The sequence below is a fragment of the Kineosporia rhizophila genome (assembly GCF_021277265.1).
Lineage (GTDB): Bacteria > Actinomycetota > Actinomycetes > Actinomycetales > Kineosporiaceae > Kineosporia > Kineosporia rhizophila.
Window position 1 is genome coordinate 1 of the sequence record NZ_JAJSOH010000012.1, and the last position, 24,973, is coordinate 24,973.

At 71.3% G+C, this 24,973-nt stretch carries 23 protein-coding genes; 6 read left to right on the forward strand and 17 right to left on the reverse strand.

What is annotated here, in order from left to right; translation table 11 throughout:
• The 9 genes from LWF15_RS18335 to LWF15_RS18375 all read right to left on the reverse strand — a co-directional run.
• Nucleotides 1-848 (reverse strand): J domain-containing protein (locus LWF15_RS18335; protein ID WP_232812066.1); only part of this gene is annotated, 848 nt, incomplete at its 3' end.
• Nucleotides 845-1,612 (reverse strand): dienelactone hydrolase family protein, encoded by a 768-nt coding sequence (locus LWF15_RS18340; protein ID WP_232812067.1) that lies wholly within the window; start codon nt 1,610-1,612, stop codon nt 845-847. The genes LWF15_RS18340 and LWF15_RS18335, both read right to left, overlap by 4 nt.
• 142 nt (nt 1,613-1,754) lie before the next feature.
• Nucleotides 1,755-2,474 (reverse strand): FadR/GntR family transcriptional regulator, encoded by a 720-nt coding sequence (locus LWF15_RS18345; protein WP_232812068.1) that lies wholly within the window; start codon nt 2,472-2,474, stop codon nt 1,755-1,757.
• Between the two features lie 127 nt (nt 2,475-2,601).
• The gene (locus LWF15_RS18350) at nt 2,602-3,294 is read right to left on the reverse strand and encodes a helix-turn-helix domain-containing protein (protein ID WP_232812069.1); all 693 of its coding nucleotides are present in this window, start codon (nt 3,292-3,294) and stop codon (nt 2,602-2,604) included.
• Between the two features lie 75 nt (nt 3,295-3,369).
• A complete protein-coding gene (locus tag LWF15_RS18355; protein WP_232812070.1) occupies nt 3,370-4,713 on the reverse strand; it encodes an FMN-binding glutamate synthase family protein in 1,344 nt (447 codons plus the stop codon).
• Nucleotides 4,714-4,728: 15 nt separating this feature from the next.
• On the reverse strand, nt 4,729-5,412 hold the full coding sequence (locus LWF15_RS18360) for a hypothetical protein (RefSeq protein WP_232812071.1): 684 nt from the start codon (nt 5,410-5,412) through the stop codon (nt 4,729-4,731).
• The gene (locus LWF15_RS18365; RefSeq protein WP_232812072.1) at nt 5,400-6,299 is read right to left on the reverse strand and encodes a class II glutamine amidotransferase domain-containing protein; all 900 of its coding nucleotides are present in this window, start codon (nt 6,297-6,299) and stop codon (nt 5,400-5,402) included. Before LWF15_RS18365 ends, LWF15_RS18360 begins: the two co-directional genes overlap by 13 nt.
• A 25-nt stretch (nt 6,300-6,324) precedes the next feature.
• Nucleotides 6,325-7,647, reverse strand: a complete 1,323-nt coding sequence (gene glnT / locus LWF15_RS18370; protein WP_232812073.1) for a type III glutamate--ammonia ligase — start codon at nt 7,645-7,647, stop codon at nt 6,325-6,327.
• A 189-nt stretch (nt 7,648-7,836) separates the two neighbouring features.
• A complete protein-coding gene (locus LWF15_RS18375; RefSeq protein ID WP_269810428.1) occupies nt 7,837-8,724 on the reverse strand; it encodes an endo alpha-1,4 polygalactosaminidase in 888 nt (295 codons plus the stop codon).
• A 117-nt stretch (nt 8,725-8,841) separates the two neighbouring features.
• Between LWF15_RS18375 and LWF15_RS18380 the strand changes: the two genes are divergently transcribed.
• Nucleotides 8,842-9,369 (forward strand): GNAT family N-acetyltransferase, encoded by a 528-nt coding sequence (locus tag LWF15_RS18380; protein WP_232812075.1) that lies wholly within the window; start codon nt 8,842-8,844, stop codon nt 9,367-9,369.
• Between the two features lie 10 nt (nt 9,370-9,379).
• Here the strand turns inward: LWF15_RS18380 and LWF15_RS18385 are convergent, their stop codons facing one another.
• The 6 genes from LWF15_RS18385 to LWF15_RS18410 are packed head-to-tail and all read right to left on the reverse strand — an operon-like array spanning nt 9,380 to nt 15,875.
• The gene (locus LWF15_RS18385; RefSeq protein ID WP_232812076.1) at nt 9,380-10,372 is read right to left on the reverse strand and encodes a Gfo/Idh/MocA family protein; all 993 of its coding nucleotides are present in this window, start codon (nt 10,370-10,372) and stop codon (nt 9,380-9,382) included.
• Nucleotides 10,369-12,282: a 3D-(3,5/4)-trihydroxycyclohexane-1,2-dione acylhydrolase (decyclizing) gene (gene iolD / locus LWF15_RS18390; protein ID WP_232812077.1), complete on the reverse strand. Its 1,914-nt coding sequence runs from the start codon at nt 12,280-12,282 to the stop codon at nt 10,369-10,371. The genes LWF15_RS18385 and iolD overlap by 4 nt, the downstream gene beginning before the upstream one ends.
• Entirely contained in the window at nt 12,279-13,145 is an 867-nt protein-coding gene (gene iolB, locus LWF15_RS18395; protein WP_232812078.1) for a 5-deoxy-glucuronate isomerase, read from the reverse strand. Before iolB ends, iolD begins: the two co-directional genes overlap by 4 nt.
• Complete coding sequence (locus tag LWF15_RS18400; RefSeq protein ID WP_232812079.1) at nt 13,142-14,035, reverse strand: Cgl0159 family (beta/alpha)8-fold protein; 894 nt, start codon at nt 14,033-14,035, stop codon at nt 13,142-13,144. Before LWF15_RS18400 ends, iolB begins: the two co-directional genes overlap by 4 nt.
• Entirely contained in the window at nt 14,032-14,958 is a 927-nt protein-coding gene (gene iolC / locus LWF15_RS18405; RefSeq protein ID WP_352396582.1) for a 5-dehydro-2-deoxygluconokinase, read from the reverse strand. Before iolC ends, LWF15_RS18400 begins: the two co-directional genes overlap by 4 nt.
• 17 nt (nt 14,959-14,975) lie before the next feature.
• Nucleotides 14,976-15,875: a TIM barrel protein gene (locus LWF15_RS18410; RefSeq protein ID WP_232812081.1), complete on the reverse strand. Its 900-nt coding sequence runs from the start codon at nt 15,873-15,875 to the stop codon at nt 14,976-14,978.
• 140 nt (nt 15,876-16,015) lie between these two features.
• Here LWF15_RS18410 and LWF15_RS18415 point away from each other — a divergent pair, with 140 nt between their 5' ends.
• The 5 genes from LWF15_RS18415 to LWF15_RS18435 all read left to right on the forward strand — a co-directional run bounded on the left by LWF15_RS18415 (nt 16,016) and on the right by LWF15_RS18435 (nt 22,487).
• On the forward strand, nt 16,016-16,756 hold the full coding sequence (locus LWF15_RS18415) for a GntR family transcriptional regulator (protein ID WP_232812082.1): 741 nt from the start codon (nt 16,016-16,018) through the stop codon (nt 16,754-16,756).
• An 83-nt stretch (nt 16,757-16,839) separates the two neighbouring features.
• Nucleotides 16,840-19,275 carry an RCC1 domain-containing protein gene (locus LWF15_RS18420; RefSeq protein WP_232812083.1) on the forward strand — a complete coding sequence of 812 codons (2,436 nt, stop codon included), beginning with the start codon at nt 16,840-16,842 and terminating at the stop codon, nt 19,273-19,275.
• Nucleotides 19,276-19,419: 144 nt separating this feature from the next.
• A complete protein-coding gene (locus LWF15_RS18425; protein WP_232812084.1) occupies nt 19,420-20,433 on the forward strand; it encodes a tripartite tricarboxylate transporter substrate binding protein in 1,014 nt (337 codons plus the stop codon).
• On the forward strand, nt 20,433-20,948 hold the full coding sequence (locus tag LWF15_RS18430; protein ID WP_232812085.1) for a tripartite tricarboxylate transporter TctB family protein: 516 nt from the start codon (nt 20,433-20,435) through the stop codon (nt 20,946-20,948). The genes LWF15_RS18425 and LWF15_RS18430 overlap by 1 nt, the downstream gene beginning before the upstream one ends.
• Nucleotides 20,949-20,975: 27 nt before the next feature.
• On the forward strand, nt 20,976-22,487 hold the full coding sequence (locus LWF15_RS18435) for a tripartite tricarboxylate transporter permease (RefSeq protein WP_232812086.1): 1,512 nt from the start codon (nt 20,976-20,978) through the stop codon (nt 22,485-22,487).
• 80 nt (nt 22,488-22,567) lie between these two features.
• On the opposite strand, the gene LWF15_RS18440 is transcribed toward LWF15_RS18435, so the two are convergent.
• Complete coding sequence (locus LWF15_RS18440; protein ID WP_232812087.1) at nt 22,568-23,506, reverse strand: DUF808 domain-containing protein; 939 nt, start codon at nt 23,504-23,506, stop codon at nt 22,568-22,570.
• A gap of 232 nt (nt 23,507-23,738) precedes the next feature.
• Nucleotides 23,739-24,803, reverse strand: coding sequence for a LacI family DNA-binding transcriptional regulator (locus LWF15_RS18445; protein WP_232812088.1), 1,065 nt, complete (start codon nt 24,801-24,803; stop codon nt 23,739-23,741).
• Nucleotides 24,804-24,973 lie beyond the last annotated feature (170 nt).

Here is a 24,973-nt window from a genome sequence, read left to right on the forward strand (position 1 = left end):
GAGGCCCCCGCCGCGCTGCCCGAAGCAGAAGCCCCCGCCGCGCTGCCCGAAGCAAAGGTCGCCCGGGCGCCGCCTGCCGAAGAAGCCCCACCCCCATCGCCCGCAGATGCAGACGCCGGAGGCGCAGCAGCTGATCCAGACGCGGCCCCAGGAGGCGAAGAGACCTCTTCCGAGCCCGCCGAGCCGGCCGCCGAAGTAGCCCGCCGCGCGGCATCGGCCTGCAATCGCTGTTCTCGCCGCCGCGCTACCTCAGCTCGGCTGACCTCCAGGAGAGTCTGTTCCGCAGTAGGCGGCCCCGACGCCCAGTCGCGACGCCCCTCACCGTCACGCTCCCACTGCTGACGCGCCTGACCCCCAGCCCAACGCGCACTGTCGCCGCGCCGATCGTCTGTAGGTTCGGCGGTTTCACCCCACGGAGCCGCAACCCGCGGCGCCCGCCAACCAGCCCGGCTACCCCGGCCGTCCCGCTGCTGCCGTTCAGCCCACTCCGCCGCCCGCTCGGCCATCCGTTCCTGGGCAACCGTCCGGAACGACCCCGTCCCCGGAGAAGTACGGGGCGGAGAATCGGGCACGACCGGCGCCAGGACCCGACCCCACTGCGGATCGTCCCGGCGCCGGTCGAACACGAACCGCTCGTACTCGCTGCGATGGCGGGTGAGCCAGCGATGGGCGATGGAGACGTGCTGCGCCTCCTGCGGGTCGCCCTGGCCACCGCCCAGGTCCGGATGCAGTTCGCGCATGCGCCGGCGGTAGGCCTTGTTGACCTCCTCCGGCCCAGCCGTCTCGAACACACCCAGCACCTGGTAGGCGCTACGGCCGTCGAGCTCGTGGAAGCGGGCTGAGATCACCCGCCAAGCGTCTCACCGAACAGGTCGAGCATCGCCCGCCAGCTACGCCGGTCCGCCTTCTCCCGGTACACCGGCAGCCCCGGCAGCGTGAAGGCGTGCGGCGCACCGGCATACGTGGTGATGGTCCAGTCCAGGTCCTCGCGGGTACGCATCTCCTCCTGGAACTTCACCACCGCCTCGTCGGGCACCACCGGGTCAGCACCGCCGGTCAGGATCAGCAACGGGCCGGTGATCTTGTCGACGTCGGCCGGCTCGTGCGAGATGAGCCCACCGTGGAACGAGACCGTGGCCGCGAGCGGGGCTCCCGTACGGGCGAACTCCAGAGCAGCGCTACCCCCGAAGCAGTAACCGATCACCGCGATACGGGCGTTGTCGGTGCGGGGGTCCAGCACCACCCAGTCGTACGCCGCGCCCACCCGGGCGCGCAGCAGCGGCAGGTCCCCGTAGTACTTGCCCGCCTCGGCCTCGCAGTCCTCCTGCTTCTCGAACCGGCGGCCCTTGCCGTACACGTCGGCGCAGAACACCAGGTAGCCGAGCCGGGCCAGCATGTGGGCGCGGGCCTTGGGGTAGTCGCCGAGGCCGTGCCAGTCGTGCACGAGGACGATCGTGGGCTTCGGGCCGGGGACGGCGGCGTCGTGCACGAGGAACCCCTCGAGCGGCGCGCCGTCGTGGTCGTAGTTGACCACCTCCTCCTCGATCCGCGAGTCCGGTCCCAGCGGCACGCGGTCGACGAGCTCGGCGTGGACGGGGGAAAAGTCGGTCACTCCAGGACTCCCTGTTCGAGAACGGGCCGGACAACGACCTTGAGGACGCCGGTGGCCACCGACGGCCCCCCAGGTCACCGGCGGGCGTTTGGTTGCTTTCTCAACAATACTGGCCCGGCCTCGACCGGCGACTCAGCACCCGTCAGTCACCCAGCCGGTTCACGTCGATCCGGATGTACGTCTCGCGCAGTCCGCTCAGGTGCGAACGCATCGCCCGGCGGGCACCCCGGCTGTTGCCCTCGCGCACCTGCTGCAGGATCTCCTCGTGCTCGCAGGCCACCCGGCCCCAGAAGTCCGGGCCCGGCTCGTCGCGGTGGAAACGCTCACGCAGCACGGTGAAGACCGGCCGGGCCATCATCTCCAGCAGCGGATTGCCCGAGGCCCGCAGCAGCAACAGGTGGAAGCTGCTGTTCATGTGCAGGCGCTGCGGGTCCTTCGCCTCGGCCAGGCCGGTGACGCTGAGCTGCAACTGCTGCAGGTCGTCCTCGGTGCGCCGCCGCGCGGCCAGTTCGGCCGCGGGAACCTCCAGCTGCGAGCGCATCTCCAGCAGGTGCCCGGCGCTGACCCGGCCCCGTGAGAGCAGGGTCAGCGAGGTCTCCAGGTGGCCGACCACGTCGTCGGGCGAGGGTTCGGCCACGAAGGTGCCGCCGTTCACGCCCCGCGCCGAGGTCAGCAGCTTCTGGGCGGAGAGCACCCGCAGGGCCTCGCGCAGAGTTCCCCGGCTGACCCCCATCCGTGCAGTCAGCTCCCCCTCGGCGGGCAGCCGGTCGCCGGGCCGCAGGTGCCCGTCCACGATCATCCGGCGCAGTTCCCCGGCCACACGCTCGTACTCCAGCGGACGCGGGCCGGTGGGGGCGGACATGCGGGCAACCGTACCGAAGGCCGACAAGTCGACCGCAGTGCCCAACCGACCGCAGTGCCCAACCGACCGCAGCCCAGCCGCCCCAGTCCCGCACCGCCGCACCGCCGCACCGGTGAGCAGGCGAGGGTCAGACCGAGGCGTCGGGAAACGCGATGACCGACAGGAACCGGATCGGCACCTCGACCAGATCGACCGGCCCGTGTGCCCCCTCACCGTCGATGACCAGCGAGTCGCCCGGGCGCAGCCGGTAGACCGCCCGGCTGTGCGCGTAGTCCATCTCGCCCTCGAGCATGTACAGGAACTCGGTGCCCGGGTGCTGGAACAGCGGGTACTCCTGGCTCTTGCTGGTCAGCGTCACGTGCAGACACTCCAGCCGCTTGTGCTCGCCCCGTAGCGCCCCCAGCTGGTGGTACTCGTGCCCGGCCCGTGAGCCGTGCCGCACGATCGGGGTGCCCTGCCCGGCCTGCACGTACGAGGCCGGGCGCTCGGTCTCGGCCCCGCGCAGCAGCGAGGTCACCGGCACGTCCAGCCCCCGGGCCAGCATGGCCAGGGTGCTCAGGCTGCACGAGGTCTGGGCGTTCTCGATCTTCGACATCATCGCTTTCGAGATGCCCACCCGCACCGCCATGTCGGCCACCGTCAGCCCCATCTGCTGCCGCAGCCGGCGCACGTTGCGGGCGATCGCGGCCTCCAGCTCCAGCTCCTCCGGCGGCTCCGAAGGATCCCGGTCACGGGCGATCCCGGACTCGTTACGGATCAGCGCAGCAGGCGCCGGCTCAGCAGAGGGCAGCCCGGTGCGGGTCAGCGGTACATCAGACACGACAGCCACCCTCCCACGACGCCGGCCCGCCCACCCTCAGGGCGCCACCACCGGCGCCGGCCCGGACCAAAACGCTCAGAACGCGCGCCCCGGGATCCATTCCGTACCGGCCAGCGGAACCCGCGCCATCGCCGCGGCCTCGATGGTGACCGCCACCAGGTCTTCGGGTTCCAGGTGCCGCACGTGCGCCTTGCCGCAGGCCCGGGCGATGGTCTGCGCCTCCAGGGTCAGCACCCGCAGGTAGTTGGCCAGCCGCCGGCCGCCCTCCACCGGGTCGAGCCGCTGCTCCAGCTGCGGGTCCTGCGTGCTGATCCCGGCCGGGTCGCGCCCGTCCTGGTAGTCGTCGTAGAAACCGGCCGCACTGCCGAGCTTCTCGTACTCGGCGGCCCAGCGCGGGTGATTGTCGCCCAGGGCCACCAGCGCGGCCGTGCCGATCGCCACCGCGTCGGCCCCCAGCGCCAGGGCCTTGGCCACGTCGGCGCCGGTGCGGATGCCGCCCGAGACGATCAGCTGCACCCCATCAGCTCTGCGGTGCACCCCCAGCTCCTGCAGCGCCTGCACCGCCTGCGGAACGGCGGCCAACGTGGGGATGCCCACGTGCTCGATGAACACGTCCTGCGTGGCGGCGGTGCCACCCTGCATGCCGTCCACCACCACCACGTCGGCGCCCGCGTGCACCGCCAGCTTCACGTCGTAGTAGGTGCGACTGGCACCGACCTTGACGTAGACCGGTTTCTCCCAGTCGGTGATCTCCCGCAGCTCGAGGATCTTGATGGTCAGGTCGTCGGGCCCGGTCCAGTCCGGGTGCCGGCTGGCGCTGCGCTGGTCGATGCCCTGCGGCAGGGTGCGCATACCGGCCACCCGCTCGGAGATCTTCTGCCCCAGCAGCATGCCGCCCCCGCCGGGCTTGGCCCCCTGCCCGAGCACGATCTCGATCGCGTCGGCCTTGCGCAGGTCGTCGGGATTCATCCCGTAGCGGCTGGGCAGGTACTGGTAGACCAGGTGTTTCGACTGGCCCCGCTCCTCCGGCGTCATCCCGCCGTCACCGGTGGTGGTGGAGGTGCCGACCTCGGAGGCCCCCCGCCCCAGCGCCTCCTTGGCCCGCCCGGACAGCGCCCCGAACGACATGCCCGCGATGGTCACCGGGATGTCCAGGTGCAGCGGGTACTTGGCGTTGCGCCCGCCGAGCACCACGTCGGTGCCGCAGCGCTCGCGGTAGCCCTCCAGCGGGTAGCGGGACATGCTGGCGCCCAGGAAGAGCAGGTCGTCGAAGTGCGGCAGGGCCCGTTTGGCCCCCCAGCCGCGGATGTCGTACACCCCGGTCTCGGCCGCCCGCTGGATGCCGGCGATGGTGGCCCGGTCGAACGTGGCGGACTCGCGCAGCCCCAGCCGGGCCCGGTCGTCGTTGCTGAAAGTCATTACGGAGAGCCCTTCTCAGTAACTGGCCGAGTTGGCGGCCTGGAAGTGGTACAGCCCGCGGGCGGAGCCGTAGCGGGTGTAGCCGGCCGGGTCGTCCCCCTCGAACCCGGCCGCCTTCAGCAGCCCCGCGAGCTCTTCGACGTGCTCGGCCCGCATCTCCTTGGCCACGCAGTCGGCCCCCAGCGAGGCCACGGAACCCCGCACGTACAGGCGGGCCTCGTAGATCGAGTCGCCCAGGCCGTCTCCCGCGTCCCCCCGGACCACCAGCCGCCCCGCCTGGGCCATGAATGCGCTGCCGTGCCCCACGTTGCCGCCCACCACGATGTCGGCCCCCTTCATCGAGATGCCGCAGCGCGCGGCCGCATCGCCCTCCACGACCAGCAGGCCGCCGTGCGCGGTGGCTCCGGCCGACTGCGAGGCGTTGCCCCTGACCACCACCGTGCCGCTCATCATGTTCTCGGCCACGCCGGTGCCGGCGTTGCCCTCGATGACCACGCTCGCCCGCTGGTTCATGCCGGCGGCGTAGTAGCCCACGTGCCCTCGGATCGTCACATTCACTGAACACGTCAGACCCACGGCCAGGTTGTGTGCCCCGGCCGGATTTTCCACGAGAAAATCGCCGGACAGGCCGGGCGTGTGCAGCGCGGCGTTGACCTCCCGCAGTGGCGTGCGGGCCAGGTCGAAGGTCAGCGGGTCCACGCGTACACCACCTCGGGCTCGGGCTCCCAGATCCGGGCGTCGGCGACCCCCGGCAGACCCGACAGGGCCCGGTACTCGCTGGCCATCGCCACCCAGGCCTCGGTCTCGGCGATCACCGCGGGCTTGCAGGCGATGGCGTCGCGCACCACCGCGAAGCTGTCGGAGTTGGAGACCAGCAGCGTGTAGAAGCCGTCGAAGGTGGCACACAGCTCCTTCAGCGCGCTCTGCACGTCACGGCCCTGCTCCAGCTGGTGGGCCACGAACCGGGCGCCCACCTCGGTGTCGTTCTCGCTGTCGAAACGCACCCCGGCGGCCCGCAGCTCACGGCGGATCGTGGCGTGGTTGGAGAACGAGCCGTTGTGCACCAGGCACTGTTCCGGGCCGACCGCGTAGGGGTGGGCGCCGGAGGGGGTGACGGCCGACTCGGTGGCCATCCGGGTGTGCCCCACGCCCTGCCAGCCCTGAGCCTTCTCCAGCTGCCAGGTGGCCGCGAGCGCACGCGGGTGCCCCACCCCCTTCAGCACGGTCAGATCGGAACCGAACCCCGCGACCAGAGCGTCCGGGCGCACCGCCCGCACTGCCGCCAGGAGCTCCTCCGAGGCGACCGGTGCCGTCAGCAGCGTGGTGTCACCCAACCGCTCGACCGAGACCAACGGGACCACAGATCCGAGCCGCGCCGTGACCGCCTCAGCCAGCCCTGACTCGTCCTCAGACAGCAGGGAAACGCAACTGTGCCCCTCAGGTGACCAGACCGGGTCGCCGTAGACCGCTACCCCCGCCGAATCCTGCCCCCTGTCTTCCATCTCGCAGAGCATGCCGGTGAGCAGCTCCCCGAGCCGGGGGTAGAGCGTTTCGTCCCGCAGGTGAAGACCTACGATTCCGCACATCAGATCAACCTCCTTGCAACCACTTTCAGAACGCCGTCAGGTAACGCTCGTGCTCCCACGCACCCACCGCGGAGTGCCATTCGAAGAACTCGCTGGTCTTCAGTTCGGCGAAGTACTCGGCCACCCCCTCACCCACGCTGTCCAGCGCACCGGTGATCACCGGATCGGCGCGGAACTCGTCCACCGCGTGCAGCAGCGTCAGCGGTAGCGCCGCCGAGTCGGGCCCTGTGCCTACGGCGCCGAGCGTGAGGTTGCGCTTGATCCCGTCCAGCCCGGCCGCGAGGGCAGCGGCCACGGCGAGATAGGGGTTGGCCGACCCGTCCGCACCCCGCAGTTCGATGCGCTGCTCGTCCGGCACGCGCACGTAGTGGGTGCGGTCATTGCCGCCGTACGTAGGACGGCTGGGGGCCCACGAAGCTCCGGACGCGGTGGCGGTGGCCCGCGTGCGCTTGTAGGAGTTGACCGTCGGCGCGATCACCGCCTGCAGTGCGCAGGCATGCTCCAGGATGCCGGCCACGAACGCGTACGCGGTGGGTGAGAGACCCAGCCCGTTCGCGTCGTCCACGCCCTCACCCGCCGGGAAGACCGTGCTGCCCCCGCTGGTCAGCGAGAGATGCAGGTGCAGCCCGGTGCCGGTCTTGTCGGCGAAGGGCTTGGGCATGAACGTGGCGATCATGCCCTTCTCGGCCGCCAGCACCGACAGCAGGTACCGCAGGGTGATCACCCGGTCGGCCGTGGTCAGCGCATCGGCGTAGTCGAAGTTCTGCTCGAACTGGCCGTTGCCGTCCTCGTGGTCGTTGGCGTAGTTGCCCCAGCCCAGCGCGTTCATCGCGGCGCTGATCGTGGTCAGGTGCTCGTACATCCGGGTCACGCCCCGCGCGTCGTAGCAGGGCTGCGCCGCGGTGTCGTGCGGGTCGGCCGGCACCAGCCCGGATGCGTCTCTGCGCAGCAGGAAGTACTCGACCTCGGCGCCCACGTGGGGCTCGAACCCGGCGTCGGCGGCCCGCTGGACCAGCGACTTCAGGATCACCCGGGGCGCGAAGGGCCAGGGCCGGCCGTTCACGTGCGGATCACAGTGGACGATCGCCAGCCCCTCCCGCACGAACGGCACCGGAGTGAACGAGGCCGGGTCGGGAACGGCGATCAGATCCGGGTCGCGCGGCTGCTGGCCGATCGCCCCGACCGCGTAACCGGCGAAGCCCACGCCCTCCTTCTCCAGCTGGGCCACCGACCGGACCGGCACCAGCTTGGCGCACGGCTTGCCGTTCAGGTCCACGAACAGGGCCAGGACGAACGTCGTGCCGCTGCGCTCACACTGCTCGGCCAGGCTCCCGGGCTCTGAGGTCATCGCATTCTCCGCTCCACTGATCCACCGAGAGGAACCGCTGTTTCCAGTCAGTGAACCCGAGCATTGTTGCAGACCCATTACCAGCGGATGCCGACCCGGACGCCCCTGTCACCCTCATCAGCAAAACGCCGGACGCGCCCGCCCCACGGGGGACGAGCGCGTCACAGCAGGAGGCAGAAGGAAGCAGGCTCAGCAGGCCTTGTACACGTACGCCTTCTGGCCCTTGGGCACCAGGTTCAGGTCACGCCGGACCACGGACAGCTTGGAGCCGAACTCCTCGCAGGTCTTGGCGAAGGCCTTCTTGGTGTACTCGATCACGATGACGTGGCGGCCGTAGACCTTGGTGTAGGCACCGCACTCGTCGTAGCGGCCGCACTCCTCGGTCACGGCGAAGTCGAACCCGGCCTTCTTGCCCTGCTTACCGAGCTCGACCGTGTTCTTCTGCCCGATCGCCAGGCCCGCCTTGTGCGCGCGGGTGGCCAGCAGCTTGCCGAACGCCACCGCCTGGGCCTTGGTCAGCAGGTCCTGCGAGCGGGTGTACGAGTCCAGGTTGTCGGGCTCGACGGCCTGGAAGCCCTTGGCCGCGCACCCGTCGAACCACTTGCCCACGATCCCGGCCAGCTTCTTGCGCTTGCTCTTGGTCGAGATGTCGAGGATGAGCTCGTCCCACGCGCCGTCCACCACGTAATCACCGTCCGCGTCCTTCAGCAGCAGCTCGGGGTGGTTCTTCTTCCACCAGCCGGCTTCCTGGGGCTGGGCCTGGAAACCGTTGACGTAGCAGATGTTGTACTTACCCTTGACCGGTTTGGCCTCACGGTCACGGGTGAGCACGGTGACCCCGGCCGGCGGCTTGTAGGCGCCGCCCAGCTGGTAGTCGGCCTTGCCGTTGACCGGCGGGAGCTGGATCTTCTTCTTGGCAGTGGCGGCGGCAGGGGCGGCGGCAGGGGCGGCGGCAGCAGCGACCGGTTTCGGCGCGGCGCCGGCGTCCTGGCTACCGACAACGACGTAGGCGACAGCGCTCAGCGCGGCCGCCAGTGCGACAAGGGCGGCGAGCGGCTTGCTCGCCTTCGAGTTCAGGGAAGGCACCCGGTCACCCTTCCGGATCTGATCAGCGCAGGTCAACCTGGGGATGCCCGCCAGGAATGACAGAAATTCAGGGGACACAAGGACCGCGCGCCCCGGAGACTGCGCGGCATGCACATCCGTCTGGCCCGCCCCGATGACCTGCCGCTGCTCCCCGACGTGGAACGCGCCGCCGGGGAGTCGTTCCGGGCAATCGGCATGCCGCAGATCGCCGACGACGAGCCCCTGAGCCTGGAGGAACTGGCGGCCTACCAGGAGCACGGCCGGGCGTGGGTGGCCGAGTGGGACCACCCAGCAGATTTGAGGACGTCGGTGGGCACCGATTCCGTCGCGGCGGTGGCTTACCTGCTGATGGACGTGGTGGACGAGCGATGGCACATCGAGCAGGTGACGGTGCACCCGCGGGCCGCCCGCCGGGGTGTCGGCGCCGCCCTGATCGAGCACCTCGCCAGAGAGGCTGCAGGCACCGCGCTGACCCTGACCACCTTCGCCGACGTGCCCTGGAACGCCCCCTACTACCGGCGTCTGGGCTTCACCGACTTCGCCGAGCCCGGCCCGGAACTACGCCGGATCCGCCGCCGGGAGGCCGAACTCGGCCTGGACCGCTGGCCGCGCCTGTGCATGATCCGCACCAAGTAACCGCAGCACCTCACGCGCCGTAGAGCGCCGGCCGCGGCCCCGGGTCCACCTCCACCACACCGCCGTAGGTCAGCGAGCGCACCCCCGCCTCGGCCGCGGCCTGCGCCACGTAGCCGTCCCAGGCGCTGGGCCCGGTGGCGGTGCCGGCGGCCGCGGCCAGCGCCCAGGCGCCCAGCTCGGCCCGGTAGGCGTCGGCGAAGTGGGCCACGAAGTCGCTGCGCACCACCCGCCCCTCGATGCCCGCGATCCGCGACGACACCGGCGAGGAGGCGGCCAGCGACAGGGTGCCGAGCGTGCCCACCGCCTCACACCGCACGTCGTACCCGTAGCCGGCGTTCACGAACACCTCGACGCTGGCCATCACCCCGTTGCGCAGCCAGACCGTGGCCAGCTGGGGGTCACGGAAGCCCTGGCGCACCGGCGACTCCACCCGGATCGCCGCGATCGGCGACTGCACCAGCCAGGGAAGGATGTCCAGCTCGTGCACCATCGAGCCGGTGATCAGGCCCGCGTCGTCGGTGCTGGTGGCGTTGGAGGCGTTGCGGTGCACGGCGTGGATCAGCCGCACCTGCCCCACCGACCCCTCCCCGACGGCCCGGCGCAGGTCGGCGAAGCCCGGGTCGTAGCGGCGCATGAACCCGACCTGCACCAGACGCCGCCCCACCCGCTGCTCGGCCTCCACCACCTGCCAGGCGTCGGCCGCGCTCACCGCCAGGGGCTTCTCGCACAGCACCGGCCTTCCCGCCCCCAGGCAGGCCACGGTCAGCCCGGCGTGGGTGAAGTCGGGCGAGGCGATCACCACCGCGTCCACGTCACCGATGAGCTCGTCGGCGGCCCCGGCCACCCGGGCCCCGGCCGGTTGCGCGGCAGCCGCCGCCCGCTCGGCGTCCGGGTCGAAGACCGCGGTGACCCGGGCGGCCGGCACGCTGCTGGTGATCGTGCGCACGTGATCGGCGCCCATCGCCCCGGCGCCGATCACCCCGACGCGCAGTACCGGGTTCACGGCGCCTCCAGGTGGGTGCGCTGCCGGGCCCGGCCGCGCTCGTACACCTCGCGGGCGGAACGGGTGGACTCCAGCGCCGAGACCTCGGCCACCGGCACGTCCCACCAGGAACCGCTGTCCGGGCCGGGCTGCAGCGGGTCGGTCTCGACGTGGATCACCGTTGTGCGGGTAGACTTCTGAGCGGCCCGCAGCGCCTCGTGCAGCCCGGCCCGGTCGGCCACGGCGATCACGTCGGCTCCCAGACTGGCCGCATTGGCAGCCAGATCGACCGGCAGCCGCTCACCGTCCAGTTCACCGCTCAGCCCGGAGCGGTACCGGTAGCTGGTGCCGAACCGTTGCCCACCCACCGATTCCGAGAGGGCGCCGATCGAGGCGAAGCCGTGGTTCTGCACCAGGACCACGATCAGCTTCACCCCCTCGGCCACGGCGGTGACCAGTTCACTGGACATCATCAGATAGCTGCCGTCGCCGACCAGCACGTACACGTCCCGGTCGGGCCCCCGCCCGTCAGCGGCCTCCTCGAGTGCGGCCAGCTTCACGCCCAGGCCCCCGGCGATCTCGTAACCCATGCAGGAATAGCCGTACTCGACGTGGTAGCCCTTGCGGTCTCGGGTGCGCCACAGCTTGTGCAGGTCTCCGGGCATCGACCCGGCCGCGCACACCACCACGTCGTGCGGCGCGGAGAGCTCGTTCACCGCGCCGATCACCGCGGACTGGCTCAGCAGCGGGGCACTTTCGTGCGCGTACGCCCGGCCCACCACTGCATCCCACTCGCCCGCCAGCTCAGTGGCGCGGCCCGGCCAGGCCGCGTCGGCCGTCCATTCGCCCACAGTTGCACTCAGAGCCAGCAGCCCTTCCCGGGCATCAGCCACCAGCGACACCGCCGAGAGCTTCGCGGTATCGAACCCGGACACGTTCAGATTGACGAAACGCACTCCAGGGAACGCGAATGCGGTGCGGGAGGCGGTAGTGAAGTCGCTGTAGCGGGTACCGACGCCGATGATCAGGTCGGCCTCGGCCGCGAGCTGGTTGGCCGCGGTGGTGCCGGTGGCCCCCACCGCCCCCACCGAGAGCGGGTGGTCGTAGGGCAGGGCGCCCTTGCCCGCCTGGGTCTCGGCCACCGGCACGCCGGTGGCCTCGGCGAAAGCCCGCAGGGCGGCCTCGGCCCGGCTGTAGATGACCCCACCGCCAGCAATGACCAACGGTTTTCGGGCAGATTTGAGGACGTCGGTGGCCCGCTTGAGCGCGGAGGGCTCGGGTACCGGCCGGGGCACCGGCCAGACCCGCGGGGCGAACAGTTCCTCGGGCCAGTCGTGGGCCTCGGCCTGCACGTCCTGGGGCAGGGCCAGGGTGACGGCCCCGGTGCGGGCCGGGTCGGTGAGCACCCGCAGAGCCTGCAGCAGGGCCGCCGGCAGCTGCTCCGGGCGGTGCACCCGGTCGAAGTAGGCGCTGACCGGGCGGAACGCGTCGTTGACGGAGATGTCGCCCTGACTGTCGCTCTCCAGTTGCTGCAGTACCGGCTCGGCCGTCCGGGTGGCGAACGTGTCGCCCGGCAGCAGCAGCACCGGCAGCCGGTTGATCGTGGCCAGGGCCGCCCCGGTGACCATGTTGGTGGCCCCCGGCCCGATCGAGGAGGTGACCACGTGCGTGGCCAGCCGGTCGCGGTGACGGGCGTACCCGACGGCCGCGTGCACCATCGCCTGCTCGTTGCGCCCCTGCCGATACTTGAGGACGCCCGGCTCGCCCGAGCGGGCCCGTTCCAGCAGAGCCTGCCCGACCCCGGCCACATTGCCGTGCCCGAAGATGCCCCAGCAGGCGGTGAAGAACGGATGACGTTCACCGTCGCGCTCGACCTGCTGCACCTCCAGGAAGCGCAGCGCCGCCTGCGCCACCGTCAGCCGCACACTCATCGCCGGCCTCCCGCGATCGGTAGCCGAGGGTCTACCGGCTGCTGCGCCCAGGACCGGCGCACCCAGGCGTGCTCGGGGTCGTCACTGATCAGCCAGGCCCGCTGCGGGCCCGGACCGGCCATCACGTTCAGGTAGTAGAGATCGTGACCGGGCGCCGCGATCGAGGGCCCGTGCCAGCCGTGCGGGATCAGCACCGCATCCCCCGAGCGCACCTCCGCCAGCACGTCGATCCCCGGCCCGTAGACCCGCTGATACGCCAGACCCGCCGCCCCACCGGGACCTTCGGCGATCTCGTAGTAGTAGATCTCCTCCAGCCGCGTCTCTCCCGGCCGCTCCTCGTCGTGCTTGTGCGGCGGCCACGACGACCAGTTGCCGCCCGGGGTGATCACCTCACAGGCAATGATCCGATCGGCCTCCAGCACCCCGGGCACCGCGAAGTTGTGCACCTGCCGGCTGGCCACCCCAGCCCCACGCAGCTCCACCGGAACCTGCTCGGCGGCCAGACGAACCGGGGCGAGGCGCCGCTCGCACACCGCCGAGCAGATCGCAAAACGTCCTCCCTCAGAGGAGTTCACCGTCAGCGTGGAATCACGTGGGGCGTAGATCACATCGCTCGGCCCTGCGAACACACCGGGACGTCCGAGGAGATCGAGACTCACCTCGTCGTCAATCGTGATCGTGGCCGAACCGCCCAAGGACAGGATGACCACCTCGGCAACCCCGCACACCACCCGGCCCGACGTGCCCGGGGCGAGCTCGAGGATCCGTAGCCCGGAACGCTGCCACCCCGCCGATTCGGGCGTGATCTGCAGCGGCTCCTCGCCCCCGCGCAGCACGTAACGTTCTCTGTCAGAAAGGCTCACAGCAGACTCACCGTCGCATCCACGGCCGCCTCCACGTCGCCGTCGGGCGGGAACAGCAGCGAGCGCCCGACCACCATGCCCCGCACCGAGGCGCTGGCCAGCGCCTTGGACCAGGCGGCGAGCTGGGCGGGCTGGTCGTCGGCGACCTCACCCCCGAGCAGCAGCACCGGCAGGGACGTGGCCGCGGCGACCGCCTCCATGTCCTGCACCACGGGTAGTTTCAGCCAGGTGTAGGCCGAGGTGGACCCCAGACCGGCGGCTACCGTGGCCGCGCGCACCACGGCCTCGGTGGACAGGTCGTTGCGCACCCGCCCGTCGCCGCCCCGGGCCGCCACGAACGGCTCTACCAGGGCCACGAGTTCGCGCTCGGCGAGCTCCTGCACCGCCTGCGCGCACGCCTGCAGCGTGGGTGAGGTGGCCGGGTCGTCCGGGTCGATCCGCAGCAGCATCTTGCCGCCCTGCAGCCCGGCCGCGGCGATCCGGGCCGCGTCGTAGCCGGTGAACCGGTCGTCGATCTCGAACACGGTGCCGGCCAGACCACCACGGTTCATCGAGCCCAGCACGACCTTGCCCTCCAGCGCACCGAGCAGCAGCAGCTCCTCGACCACGTCGGCGGTGCCGAGCACCCCGTCGACCCCGGGCCGGGCCAGCGCCCGCACGATCCGGTCCAGCAGCGCCGCCCGGTCTCCCATCGCCAGCGGATCGGCCCCGGCCCGCAGGCTTCCCCGGGCCGGATGGTCGGCCGCGATCAGCAGCAGCCGCCCGGTCTGCCCGCGCAGCCCGTCCGGCCGAACCCGATCCTGGGCCGCGCGGGAGATGCGCCCGGGGTCCTCGGCCCGCACCCGCACGATCCGGGCCAGATCCTCTGAGGTGACCGATCGGCGGCTCATCGGCTCGCCGCCGCGTACGCCTGCAGCTGCTGCAGGTCGGGCATGGCGTCGGCGCAGGCCAGCTGCCCGGCCACGTAGGAACCGGCGGCGTTCGCCAGGACCAGGGTGCTGCGCAGGTCATTGCCGTCGAGCAGGCCGTGCACGAGCGCCCCGCCGAAGGCGTCGCCCGCGCCCAGGCCGTTGACCACCTGTACCGGGTGCGGGGGCACGACCACGCGTTCGCCGGTGGAGCGGCGGCTGCCCAGCACACCCGCCGGGCCCTGCTTCACCACGGCCAGCTCGACGCCGGCGTCGTGCAGGGCCTTCGCCGCGGCCTCGGGCGCCGACTCCCCCACCGCCACCCGGCACTCCTCCTGGTTGCCCACCGCCACCGTGACGTAGGGAAGGACGGCGGCGATCTGCCGGGCCGCGGCCCCCTCCGACGACCAGAACGAGCGCCGGAAGTCGAGGTCGAGCACGGTGATGGCGCCCGGTGGGCGGGCCTGCAGCGCGGCCAGCGTGGCCTCCCGGCTGGGTGAGCGGGACAGGCCGGTGCCGGTCACCCAGAACACCCGGGCGGCGCGGACCCGGTCCAGATCCACCTCGTCCGGGCCGATCTCCAGGTCGGGGGCCTTGGGGAAACGGTAGAAGTAGAGCGGGAAGTCGTCGGGCGGGAAGATCTCGCAGAACACCACCGGCGTGGGCAGGTGCGCCACCTCGCGCACGAACCGGTCGTCCACACCGAAGCCGCGCAGGGCCCGGCGTACGAAACGGCCGAACGGGTCGGCCCCGACGCCGGTGACCACGGCGCTGCGGCGGCCCAGCCGGGCCGCGGCCACCGCGACGTTGGTGGCGCTGCCGCCGAGGAACCTGGCGAAGGTGCTCACCTCGTCGAGCGGCACGCCGGACTGCTGGGGATACAGGTCGACGCTGACCCGGCCCATCGTGATCAGGTCGAAAGTCACGCCCGGGCCCCCAGTTCGTCCTGAAGCCACTGCAGGCAGCGCCGGACGTCGGCGGCCGGGCCCTCACCGGCGGGCGGGCCCTGGCTCAGCATCACGTCCTGCTCCAGCACGTACCAGCCCTGGTAGCCGGCCCCCTCCAGGGCTTCGACCATCGCCCCCAGGTCGACCGAACCCTGCCCGAGCACCGTCCACAGCCCCTCGGCCACAGCCTGCGAGAACGAGATCTCACCGGCCACCACCCGGGCCGCCTGAGCTGCGTCAACGTCTTTCAGGTGCACGTGCCCCACCCGCTGCGGCGCCGCCCGGGTGATCGCCACCGGGTCGGCCCCGGCCGCCACCAGGTGTCCGGTGTCGATGCACAGGGCGATCTGCGAGCCCTCGAGCACCCGGCGCACGTCAGCGTCGCTCTCGATCAGCGTGCCCATGTGCGGGTGCACCACGGCCAGCAGACCCCGCCCGGCCAGGTGCGCCGACAGGGCGTCGAGATTGGTCAGCAGCGTCTTCCACTGCGAATCAACGAGTTCCGGCCGCACGTCGTAGCCGTCACCACCGGTGACCGCGGCCAGCACCACCACCCCGGCGCCGGCGGCCTGGCAGGCGTCGGCGAACCGGTCGACCTCGGGCAGCGGGTCGTGCTCCGCCTCGTGCAGGACCACCGGCAGGAAGCCGCCCACCGCCCGTAGCCCGAACTCGTTCAGCAGCAACGCCTTCTGAGTGGGATCGTCGGGCAGAAATCCCTCGGGCCCGAACTCGGTGGCGGTCAGGCCCAGCGAGCGCATCTCGCCCAGCACCCGCTCGGCCGGCATCTGGAAGCCCCAGCCCGGCACCTCGCACACCCCCCACGAGATCGGGGCACCGGCGATCCGGATCGGCACGGACAGCGAAACTTCACTCATCATCGAGCCTTTCGGCGGTCGCGGGCAGGTCCGGCTCACGGTGCGCGCGGTCTCGATCCTGCGACGCGACTCCCGAGGGTGTCAAGGTTTGTTCAGACAAAGTGCAGCGTGTCCCCGGCCGCGACCGGTAGCCTGGCACCATGCCCGGAGGACCGGTGATCCGGATCGACCGCTCCAGCCCGGTGCCGCTGTACCGGCAGATCGCCCGGCAGCTGGAGCAGGCGGTGGCCGGCGGCGACCTGGTGCCCGGCGACCGGCTCGAAACCGAGGTGGCCCTGGCCGCCGAGCTGGGTCTGTCCCGCCCCACCGTGCGCCAGGCCATCCAGCTGCTGGTCGACCAGGGCCTGCTGGTGCGCAAGCGCGGTGCCGGCACCCAGGTGGTGCACGCCCAGGTGCGCCGGGCCCTGGAGCTGACCAGCCTGCACGACGACCTGGCCCGCGGCGGGCAGGACCCCCGCACCCGGGTGCTCAGCCTGGATCTGGCCCCCGCCGACGCCGAGACCGCAGGCCAGCTGCAGGTCGAGCCGGGCACCCAGGTCTGGGCGCTGGAACGACTGCGGCACGTGGGCGGGGAGCCGCTGGCCGTGATGCGCAACCACCTGCCGGCCTCGGTGGCCGACCTGTCCACGTTCGACCTGGAACACCAGGGCCTGTACGCGTCGCTGCGCCGGGCCGGCGTCACCCTGGCCGTGGCCCACCAGCGCATCGGCGCCCGCCGGGCCGGCCGCACCGAGGCCGGCCTGCTCGGGGAACCGCGCGGCGCACCCCTGCTGACCATGAGCCGGACGGTCCTGGACCACAGCGGGCGCCCGGTCGAACTCGGCCGGCACGGCTACCGGCCCAGCCTCTACAGCTTCGAGACCACTCTGATCCAGCGTTGATCCAGCGCTGAACGGGCCCTTCCCACCACAGAAGCCTCAGGTTCTGGCCGCAGCGGCCGAGGAGGTCGCGCGAGGAGGAACTCATGCGTGGGCCCCAGGTCGCGGCGCGACGGTGGGCCGTCATCACCGTCACGTGCCTCGTGCTGCTCACGTTCGCCGCCCTCCTGCCCGGCCGGGTCGAAGCCGGGTTCACCGGCAGCACCCCGGCCTCGGCCGCGTTCGGCTCGGCCTACTGGATCCCGGTCTCCAGCGTGTCCTGGGCCGGCGACAACCAGTCGGGCTCGGCCGGGGAGACCGGCATCGTCGGCGACAGCGTGGCCGGGCGCTCGGCGAACGCGGTCGACGACCCGGGCACCTTCTCCGCCCTCGCCACCGGCTACCACCACAGCTGCGCCATCCGCTCCTCCACGGTCTCCGGCCAGCCGCCGGGCACGCTGGTCTGCTGGGGGCGCAACAGCGGCGGCCAGCTCGGCCGCGGCAGCACCTTCACCCTGCAGGCCACCCCACGCGAGATCACTCCCAGCGGCACCACCTGGAAGGCCCTGACCGGCGGCAGCGAGACCACCTGCGCACTGCAGAGCAGTCCCACCGACGGCAGCATCTGGTGCTGGGGCTGGGGTGGGCTGGGTCAGCTCGGCAACGGCGGCAGCCCACTGCAGCAGACCGTGCCCGCGCGGATCGTCTCCACCGGAGGGGTACCGGGTACTTGGCAGTCGCTCAGCGGCGACGGCGACCGCAACTGTGCGATCGCCCAGGACGGCGGCCTGTGGTGCTGGGGGCGCAACGTCGACGGCGAGGTCGGTGACGGCACCACTGCCAGCCGCTCCACCCCTACCCGCATCGAGAGCGGCGCCACGTTCTCGTCCGTGGCCTCCGGCCAGCTGCACACCTGCGCGGTCGCGGCCGGGGGCACCGTGCAGGGCGCGGCCGTACAGCCGGGGCAGGCCTACTGCTGGGGCAAGAACGACTACCTGCAACTGGGCACCGGTAGCACCGCAGCCAGCCAGACGACCATGGCACCGGTCCTCGCCGCCGGGAGCACCGGCGTCCGTAATTGGGCTTCTCTGGCCTCCGGCAGCCGCTCCACCTGTGGCATCACCGCGGCCACGGGCGACGCCACCAAGCCCGGCGGCCAGCTGTGGTGCTGGGGTCAGCTCGGCGACGGCGGGGCCAACACCAGCGCACCCCAGCAGGCAGGCACCTCAACCGGCTGGAGCGCGATCGACGCCGGGGGCGACGGCACCACCACGTTCTGCGGCATCGAGGGCGGCGCGCTGTCCTGCCGGGGCGGCAACGTGCAGGGGCTGGCCGGCGACGGCACCATCCTCTATCGCACGGCCTGGGGCGCAGTCGGCAACAGCACCGGCACCACCTGGTCCCAGGTATCGGTAGCCCGTTCCCACTCCTGCGCCCTGAGCACCGCCGGCGCGGTCTTCTGCTGGGGGTCGGCCGAATTCGGTCAGCCCGGCACCGGACTCGCCTGGTTCCGCAACACCCTGCGCAACACCAACACCGGTGCGGGCCGCTGGAGCTCCCTGGACAGCGAGGAGAACCACGCCTGCGCCCTCCGCGGCCTGGACCTGTTCTGCTGGGGTAAGAACACCACCGGGCAGCTCGGCCAGGGCGACTACGTCAGCCACGGCACCCCTCAACAGGTCAGCGGCTCCTGGGAGGAGGTGAGCGTCGGCTCCGACCACACCTGCGCCATCGCCACCACCGGCGCAGCCTGGTGCTGGGGCCGCAATCTCTCCGGCGCCAGCCTGGGCACCGCCAACGCAGGCGCCCAGAACACCCCCGGCGCAGTCGTGGTGACCGGCGTGACCGGAGACCGCTGGCTCTCCCTCGACACCGGCCAGAACGCGACCTGCGGCATCCGCTCCGACCACAGCCTGTGGTGCTGGGGCGCCCAGTCGTCCGGGGTACTCGGGAACGGCACCCCCAACGTCTCGCTCAACCGGCCCACCCAGGTCAGCGGCGGAGGCAACGACTGGATGTCGGTACAGGTGAGCAGCAACGAACACGCCTGCGCCACGAAACGCAACGACACCGCGCTCTACTGCTGGGGCAACAACGCCAACGGTCAGGCCGGCACCGGTACCTCGGGCGGCAATGTGCCTACCCCCCGAGCGATCACCCGGCCCGCCGCAGTGACCGGCGCCTGGAAGAGCTACGCCGTCGGCCACGACCACAGCTGCGGCGTCGATGCGGCGGGGACGCTGTGGTGCTGGGGCCGCAACAACGACCGGCAGTTCGGTACCCCGGCCAACACCGCCGACTCCGCCACCCCCGTCATCGCCGCAGCCCCCGCGAGCGGCACCACCTGGACCTCGGTGACCGCTGGCGGCAACAGCACCTGCGCCACCCGTTCCGACGGCGGCCTGTGGTGCTGGGGACACAACTGGCGAGGCAAGCTCGGGCTGGGCTCGGACAACGCCACCATCACCTCACCCACCCAGACCTCGGCCACCACGCCCGTGGCCACCCACCTGTCCCGCGTCTCGATCTGGGTCCTGCGCTGACCTCCGGCCCACTGCCCAAGCCGATGCGCAAAAGGTATTCAGCCATGCCCGAACGGAGTTGGACACGCATGACCGCAGGTACTTAGGCTCCCTCAAATCCCGATTGGGATGATTCGGCATGGTCTTCTCGAAGGGGAGAACGACATGACCCGCACCCATCGCCCTCGTCACGGACTGGCCCTGATCGGCTCCGTCCTGACCCTCGGCCTGCTGGTCTCCGCCTGCGGCGGCAATCTGGACAGCGGCTCCTCGGACGAGGCGGCCGAGTTCCCCGGCGGTGACCCGATCATCATCTACGTGGGCCAGGATCCGGGCGGCAGCACCGACCTGATCGCCCGCGCCCTGGCCGAAGAGGTCAAGAACGAGCTCGACGTCGCCGTCACGGTGGAGAACAAGCCCGGCGCCAACGGCGCCCTGGCCGCCCAGGAGCTGGCCGGGAAGAAGGCCGACGGCCACACCCTGATGGTCTACAACGGCTCCCTGGCCTACATCACCCCGCTGGCCGTGCCCGAGGGCGAGGCCCCCGACATCGCCGACTACGAGATCGTCACCGGCATCAGCCAGGACGACTACGTGCTGGTCTCCGCGGCCGACTCGGACCTGAAGACCGTCGAGGACCTCGAGAAGCTGGGCCGGCCGGTCAAGTTCGGCACCACCGGCGTGGGGACCGGCAGCCAGCTGTCCCAGGAGCTGCTGTTCGCGCAGTCCGGCATCGAGGCCACCGCAGTGCCCTTCGACGGCGGATCCCCCACCCTCACCGCGGTTCTCGGCGGCCAGGTCGACGTCGGCTCGATCCAGCTGGGCGAGGCGGTCGAGCAGATCGAGTCCGGCGACCTCAACCCGATCGTCACCTTCGCCGCCGAACGGGTCAGCTACCTGTCCGACACCCCCACCGCGGTCGAGGCCGGCTACGACGTCCCGGTGCAGCAGTCGCGTGCCGTCTTCGCCCCCAAGGGCACTCCGGCCGACGTGATCGACACCCTGGCCGGGGCTTTCGGCACCGCCTTCCAGGCCGAGAACTACCAGAAGTTCAACACCGACAACCAGCTCACCCCCAACGAGATCGACGGCGAGGCCCTGCGCAAGCAGTGGACCGACAACCTGGCCAGCTACCGGGCGGTGACCGAGAAGCACCAGATCGACCTGGGCGGCGAGTGATGCCCGAGCCTCTCCCCCCTCAGCAGGCCGGGCTCCGGGCAGACCAACCCGAAATTGAGGACGAGGGGCGCGCGCCATCGGCGGGCCCGCTCACCAATGCGGTGGTCGCCTTCACAGTGATCGCGCTGGGCGCCGCCGCCCTCGTCGGGGCCTGGCGGCTCGGGGTGGGCAGCCCCGAGCGGCCGGGCTCCGGAACCTGGCCGCTGATCGTCGGTCTCGCGCTGGTCGTCCTGGGTGGGGCCCTGGCCCTGCGTTCTCGTCGCGACCAGGACACCGAGGTCTTCACCCGGGCCTCGGCGGTGGTCCCCGCCGGGCTGGCCACCATGATCGGCTTCGTCGCCCTGATCGAGACGATCGGCTTCGAACTGCCCTCACTCGCCCTGATGGTGATCTGGCTGCGCTTCTTCGGCCACGAGAGCTGGCGCAGCACCGCGGTGACCAGCCTGGCCGCGGTGGTGGCGTTCTACCTGATCTTCGTGGCGGCGCTGGCCGTGCCGATCCCCCACCTGTTCTGAGTTTTCTGGGTCTTTGGAAGGACCGTCGTGGATTTCGCCCCGGTGATCGACGGTTTCGGCGTGGTGCTGGAGCCCGCGAACCTGCTCTACTGCCTGATCGGCGTCGTGATCGGGATGCTGGTGGGGGTGCTGCCGGGCCTCGGCCCGGCCGCCACCATCGCCATCCTGCTGCCGATCACCTTCGAGATCGAGGCGGTCGGGGCGGTGATCATGCTGGCCGGCATCTTCTACGGCGCCCAGTACGGCGGCACCATCACCTCGGTGCTGCTGCGCCTGCCCGGTGAGGCCTCCTCGGTGGTCACCGTGTTCGACGGGCACGCGCTGGCCCGCCAGGGCCGGGCCGGCACCGCCCTGGGCATCGCCGCGATCGGCTCGTTCGTCGGCGGAACCGTCTCGGTGGTCGCTCTTTCGCTGCTGGCGCCGCTGGTGGCCGGGTTCGCCCTCGACTTCGGCCCGCCCGAGTACACCGCCCTGGCCCTGCTGGGCATCCTGCTGGTGGCCACCATCTCCAGCGGCAGCCGGCTCAAGGCCCTGACCGCCGCCGCCCTGGGCCTGCTGCTGGCCGTGGTCGGCCGCGACGCCTTCACCGGCAGCGAGCGCTTCACCTTCGGCAGTCTCGAGCTGGCTGACGGCCTGGACTTCGTGCCGATCGCGATGGGCCTGTTCGGCCTGGGCGAGATCCTGCACAGTCTGGAACAGCGGCGCACCGCCGGGGCCGCCGTGCACGCCCCCACCGAGGTGCACAACGTGTGGCCCTCACGCACCGACCTGAAACAGTCCAGCGGCGCGATCGGGCGCGGCTCGGTGCTCGGCTTCGTGCTCGGCATCCTGCCCGGCGGCGGGGCCGTCATGGCCTCCCTGGCGGCGTACGCGGTGGAGAAGCGCCGCTCCAAGCACCCCGAGCGCTTCGGCCAGGGCGCGGTGGAGGGCGTGGCCGCCCCCGAGAGCGCCAACAACGCGGCCGCCACCTCGTCGTTCATCCCGCTCCTGACCCTGGGCATCCCGGCCAACGCCACGATGGCCGTGATCTTCGGGGCGCTGCTGATCCAGGGCGTGCGGCCGGGCCCGCAACTGCTGGAGGAGGACCCCGAACTGTTCTGGGGCGTGGTCAACTCCATGTACCTGGGCAACGTGCTGCTGCTGATCATGAGCATCCCGCTGGTCGGCCTGTTCGTCCGGATCCTGCGGGTGCGCCCGGCCGTCCTGGCCCCGATCACCGTGCTGATCACCCTGATCGGCGCCTACACGGTGAACAACAGCGTCTTCGACATCGTGTTGGTGATCGCCTTCGGGGCGCTGGGCTACCTGATGAAGAAGACCGGCTTCGACCCCGGCCCGCTGGTCCTGGCCTTCGTGCTCGGCGCCCTGCTGGAGGAGTCGCTGCGCCGCTCGCTGCTGCTGTTCGACGGCGACCCCACCGGCTTCCTCACCCGCCCGATCTCCGGGGTGCTGCTGCTCGCCTTCATCATCGTCGCCCTGCTCCCGGGCATCCGGGCCGTTCAGGCCCGCCGGGAACGCGAACGCGAGCCGGTGGGGTAGAAGGCAACCCACGAACTGAAGGACGCGTGCCCCGGCAGTCGGGGCACGCGTCCTTCAGTTTGTGGTTGCGAACTGTTCGATCAGTGCGCCTCGGCGGCCGCCCCATCCTTCTTCTTGCGCGGGATGAAGTGCATGATCAGCACCACCACGGCGCCGACCACGAGGCCGATCACGGCCGAGGAGAAGGTGTTCACGATCCAGCCCAGGGCGCCGCCGTGCACGGCCTCTTCCCAGTGGTGCACCGTCTCGTACGGCCAGTGCCAGCCCAGCTCGTCGACGCCGACCAGGAGGATGTGGCCACCCACCCAGAGCATGGCGGCGATACCGACGGTGGACAGCACCGAGAGCACCCTGGGCATGGCCGCGACCAGGAACCGGCCCACCGAGGACATCAGGCCCTGCTTGGTCTCGATCAGCTTCAGGCCGATGTCGTCGACCTTCACGATCAGCCCGACCAGGCCGTACACCAGCACGGTGACCAGGAACGCGACCACCAGCAGGATCAGCGCCCGGGTCACGAACGGCTCGTCGGTGACCTCGTTCAGCGAGATCACCATGATCTCCGCGGAGAGGATGAAGTCGGTGGTGATGGCGCCGCGCACCATCGCCTTCTCGTCCTCCGGCCCGCGCTCGGCGGCCGTCTCCTCCTTCTTGTGGTCGCGGTGCGCGATCAGCTCGTAGATCTTCTCGGCGCCCTCGTAGGCGAGGTAGACACCACCGCACATCAGGATCGGCGTGAGCAGCCAGTCCAGGAACTGGCTGAGCAGCAACGCCGCCGGGAGGATGAAGAGCACCTTGTTGCGCAGGGAGCCCACCGCGATCTTCCAGACGATGGGCAGTTCCCGGTCGGGGGTGAAACCGTGCACGTAGCGAGGCGTGACCGCGGTGTCGTCGATCACCACGCCCGCCGCCTTCGTGCTGGCCCGCCCGGCCGCCGCGGCGACGTCGTCCACGGACGCGGCCGCCGCCTTGGCCAGCACGGCAATGTCGTCCAGTAGTGCCGCCAGACCGCCTGCCATCGAACTCCCTTAACTGTGTGTACTGTCGGTTGACACGAGCGTGACCCATGCTTGCGGAAACCACCGGCCCGCTCCAGTGCGCGTGCGGCAGCCGGGTGAGGTCGCGCTGCCGCCGATCGCACAGCATCCCGCAGGCCCGGCCGTCACCAGCCGGATTCCGGCCGGTTTCGGGCCGCGATGAACATCACCCGCTCCGCCGGGAACTTTGCCAGGTCAGCCCGGTCGGGGCACGTCAGTCGGGTGGGGCGGCGGTGGTGCGGCGCACCACCAGGGTGGGCGAGGTGGTGATGAACGTCGAGGGACGATCGCGGTCCGCCATCCGCTCCAGCAGCAGCCGGGCCGCGTCGGCGCCGATCTGGTGCCCGGCCTGGTCGACACTGGTCAGCCCGATCGGCCCGAGCGCGGCGAAGCTGGTGTTGTCGTACCCGGCCACCGAGATGTCCTCGGGCACCCGCAGGCCGGCCTCGGCCACCGCGGTGAGCACGCCCATGGCCACGATGTCGGCGCCGGCGAAGATCGCCGTGGGCCGCACGGCCCGCCCCAGCAGCTGCTGGGCGCCCGCGTAGCCGCCCTCCTCGGTGTAGCCGGTGGAGACGACCTCGATCTGCGCCCCCAGGCCCCGCGCGCTCATCGCGTCGCGATAACCCCGGGTACGCACCGTGTTCGGCATCGTCGCGGACCGGCCGTTGTCCGGTTCGCGCTGGTCGACGTGGGCGATCCGGCGGTGCCCGAGCCCGGCCAAGTGGTCCACCACCAGCGCGGCCCCGCGGGCGTCGTCGTCCACCACCGTGTCGTGCTGGGCCGAGCGCATGTGCCGCCCGATCACCACCAGCGGCACCCCGGCCGCCACCTCGTCCACCTGCTTCTGCCCGGAAGCCGGCGCCACCAGCACCATGCCGTCCATCCCGCGGTCGACCATCGACTCGATCAGCCGCAGCTCGGCGGCGGCGTCGGAGGCACTGAGCCCCGGCGTCCGGATCCGGCTGCCGGTGCCCAGCATCACCTGGTACTCGGTGTCGTGCAGGCGGTCGGTGATGCCGTCGACGATCTCGGGGAAGAACGGGTTACGGATGTCGGGCAGCAGCACGCCGATCGTGTACGTGCGCCCACGCATCCCCCGGGCCGCGGCCCGAGGCCGGTAGCCGAGCTCCGCGATCGCCGCGTTCACCTTCTCGCGCATGGCCGGGCTGACCCCGTAGGCGTTGCGCATCACCTTGGAGACGGCCGTGGTGGACACCTGCGCATGCGCTGCGACGTCGACGATCGTCACCCGCCGCAGACCGGTTCCCGGATCCATGCCCCTCCTCATTGAGTGGGCAACGTTTAACACGCCCGGCGCGCGGCAGGCAACTGCCGATGACCGTTCGTCGCACGTCCCGCTCGCGCTCGATCGACGCCTCTTGACCGTTCGCGCACCAGCTACCTACGTTCGGCGCACCGGTTGGAAAACGTTACCCACAAAGCTGA